3 protein-coding genes are annotated in these 3,630 nt (G+C 42.0%); all 3 read left to right on the top strand.

The genetic code is table 11. From position 1 onward, the window contains the following. Nucleotides 1–340 precede the first annotated feature (340 nt). The 3 genes from RQ763_RS10660 (at nt 341) to RQ763_RS10650 (ending at nt 3,264) form a co-directional block, all read left to right on the top strand. Nucleotides 341–1,516: a nucleotide sugar dehydrogenase gene (locus tag RQ763_RS10660; protein ID WP_314152939.1), complete on the top strand. Its 1,176-nt coding sequence runs from the start codon at nt 341–343 to the stop codon at nt 1,514–1,516. Nucleotides 1,517–1,528: 12 nt separating this feature from the next. Further along, nucleotides 1,529–2,593 carry an NAD-dependent epimerase gene (locus tag RQ763_RS10655; protein ID WP_314152938.1) on the top strand — a complete coding sequence of 355 codons (1,065 nt, stop codon included), beginning with the start codon at nt 1,529–1,531 and terminating at the stop codon, nt 2,591–2,593. 380 nt (nt 2,594–2,973) lie between these two features. After that, nucleotides 2,974–3,264, top strand: a complete 291-nt coding sequence (locus RQ763_RS10650; protein WP_314152937.1) for a GIY-YIG nuclease family protein — start codon at nt 2,974–2,976, stop codon at nt 3,262–3,264. Nucleotides 3,265–3,630: the final 366 nt, after the last annotated feature.

The following is a 3,630-nucleotide window of genomic DNA, read 5'->3' as shown; positions in this document are numbered from 1 at the left end:
CTCACTCAGAGTGACAGAGGGAATAGACTCTTCACTCGCTACGCTCACTCAGAGTGACGAGCGTTTGTCACCTGAACACCCCTTTTCCGTCATCCTTAGTGCCTCCTCAGTCATCCTGTGCGCCCATTCTCGTCATCCTGAGCGAAGAGAAGGATCTCCCTTGAACTTTCTCAGAGTGACGAGTGTTTATCATCCTTAACTTGCATCAATGGCATTTCCTTTGGTTATTCAGAATCTAGTTTTACAAGAAGTATGATACAAAAATAGACGAGTTTAAGTCATCCTTTAGTATAATCTTTTTCATAAAAACATAAAAGAATAGACAGGGTTTTGGTATAAAATGGGTTATAAAATAGCAATAGCGGGAACCGGATATGTAGGTCTTTCAAACGGACTACTTTTGGCGCAACATAACGAAGTGGTAGCGCTTGACATAATTCCTGAGAAAGTGGAGATGTTAAACAAAAAAATATCTCCTATCGAAGACAAAGAGATAGAAGAGTATCTTAAAAAAGATGACCTCGATTTCACTGCAACACTTGATAAAGAGCTGGCATACAGAGATGCCGACTATGTCATCATAGCTACCCCGACTGACTATGACGCGCAGACAAACTATTTCAATACAAAATCCATTGAGTACGTAATCGCGGATGTTTTAAGCATAAATCCAAATACGACAATGGTCATTAAATCAACAATCCCCGTAGGCTATGTAAAGAGCTTAAAAGAGAAGTTTAAAACGGACAACATCATCTTCTCGCCGGAGTTTTTAAGAGAGGGTTTGGCTCTTCATGACAACCTCTACCCAAGCCGCATTATTGTCGGAGAGAAGAGCAAAAGAGCGGAGATATTTGCAAATCTTTTAGCCGAGGGTGCCATCAAAAAAGATATTTCAATCCTTTTTACCGACAGCACCGAAGCCGAAGCGATAAAACTTTTTGCAAACACATACCTTGCCATGAGGGTTGCCTACTTCAACGAGCTTGACTCTTACGCGCAGACGCACGGACTTGACACAAAGCAGATTATAGAGGGAGTAGGGCTTGACCCGCGCATAGGCACGCACTACAACAATCCAAGTTTCGGATACGGCGGGTATTGCCTTCCAAAAGATACAAAACAGCTCCTTGCAAATTATGCTCAAGTGCCATCAAATTTGATAGAGGCGATTGTAAAATCAAACAGTACAAGAAAAGATTTCATAGCCGATAGCATCTTGGCAAAAAAGCCAAAAATTGTCGGAATCTACAGGCTTGTTATGAAAACAGGCTCGGACAACTTCAGAAGCTCCGCTATCCAGGGAATTATGAAGCGTATAAAAGCAAAAGGAATAGAGGTCGTCATCTATGAACCTGCCTGCCAAGAGGATGACTTTTTCAACTCAAGAGTCATAAAAGATTTGGATGAGTTTAAAAAGATAAGCGACGTCATAGTGGCGAACAGGCTCAGTGAGTCAATTATGGACGTGAAAGATAAAGTTTATACCAGAGATATTTTTAATAGCGATAGTTAAGGGGATTTTGATTTGAAGATACTAGTAACAGGAACGGCAGGATTTATTGGTTTTCACCTTGCAAAAAAACTGCTTGAACGTGGCGATGAAGTTGTTGGTCTTGACAACATAAATGACTACTATGATGTAAATCTAAAGTATGCAAGATTAGCAGAACTTGGGATAGATGGTCATTGCGAGCATAGCGCGGCAATCTTATCATCAAAGTATCCAAAACATAAATTTATCAAAGCCAGTCTTGAAGACACACTATCCATAAATAACATCTTTGAAACTGAAAAGTTCGACGCAGTTTGTAACCTTGCCGCGCAAGCAGGTGTGCGATACTCCATAGAAAATCCGCATGCTTACATCCAGAGCAATGTAGTAGGATTTTTAAACATACTTGAGGCTTGCAGAAACTTTGGTGTGAAAAATCTATCTTACGCAAGCAGCTCAAGCGTTTATGGACTTAACAAGTCACAGCCTTTTAAGACAAGTGACCATACGGACCACCCGGTAAGCCTCTACGCAGCTACAAAAAAATCAAATGAGATGATGGCGCATTCTTATGCTCATCTTTACGGCATCCAAGCAACAGGACTGAGATTTTTTACAGTTTATGGCGAGTGGGGAAGACCGGATATGGCACCGATGCTCTTTGCAGATGCGATTTTAAACGACAGAGCCATAAAAGTATTTAACCACGGTAATATGAGCAGGGATTTTACCTACATAGACGATATAGTAGAGGGCATAATTAAAGTTATAGACAACCCAGCAACTGCTGTCATTGCGAGCGAAGCGTGGCAATCTAAAAACCTCCCAGCCGACCGCTCAACCGCTTCCTACAGAATCTACAACATAGGAAACAACGCACCAATTCAGCTTCTAGACTTCATAAAAACACTTGAAAAGTCACTCGGCAAAGAGGCAAAGAAAAACTTCATGGATATGCAAGACGGCGATGTAGTCTCTACTTATGCAGATGTAAGCGGCCTAATGAATGACTTTGGGTATAAGCCAAACACATCTTTAGATGTCGGAGTAGAGAAGTTTGTGAAGTGGTATAAAGGGTTTTATAAATCTGAAGAATAAGCCTTTTCCGTCATCCTGAGCGTCCATTCTCGTCATCCTAAGCGAAGCGAAGGATCTCCCTTGAGCTTCAACAGAGACTCTTCACTCGCTACGCTCACTCAGAGTGACGAGTGTTTGTTATCCTGAGCATCCCCCTCTCGTCATCCTAAGCGAAGCGAAGGATCTCCCTTGAGCTTCAACAGAGACTCTTCACTCGCTGCGCTCACTCAGAGTGACGGAGGAAGGCAGAGACTCAGAAGTGGCGAGCATTTGTCACCATGAGCGCCCCTTTTCGTCATCCTGAGCGCCCCTTTTCGTCATCCTGAGCAAAGCGAAGGATATCCCTCATAAACTCAAGCCAAAATTTTGTTATAATTTACAAAACTCAAAAAGGCAAACACTTGCAAAAACAACCTGCTATCTATATACTTACCAACAAGTCAAATAACGTTTTGTATGTAGGCGTTACATCTGATTTGATCAAAAGAATTTATGAGCATAAAAATCATGTCGTTGAAGGTTTTACCGCAAAATACAATGTAACAAAGTTAGTACATTTTGAGCTTTGTGACGAGATGCAAACAGCAATCACAAGAGAAAAAGTTCTCAAAGGATGGAAAAGAAGCAAAAAAATAAGTCTCATTGAGAAAGAAAATGCAACTTGGCAAGATCTGTATGAGGATCTGATATAACAGGCAGAGACTCTTCACTCGCTACGCTCACTCAGAGTGACGGGGTGGGGCAGAGACTCTTCACTCGCTGCGCTCACTCAGAGTGACGGGAGTTTGTCATCCTGAGTGCCACCTCGTCATCCTGAGCGAAGCGAAGGATCTCCCTTGAACTTCAACAGAGACTCTTCACTCGCTACGCTCACTCAGAGTGACGGGTAAAGTACGCTCACTCAGAGTGACGAGCATTTGTCATCCTGAGCGTCCCTTTTCGTCATCCTGAGCAAAGCGAAGGATCTCCCTTGAACTTTATTCCAGATTATCCACATGCCAAAAAAAGTAAAAACAAAGCATAAAACAAGTACAATTCACATTTTGAATGAGAGCATG

This window comes from Sulfurimonas sp. (genome assembly GCF_032250635.1).
In the GTDB taxonomy this organism is placed as follows: domain Bacteria; phylum Campylobacterota; class Campylobacteria; order Campylobacterales; family Sulfurimonadaceae; genus Sulfurimonas.
Note: the sequence above shows the minus strand (reverse complement) of the source record. Positions and strands in the feature narration are given on the sequence as shown.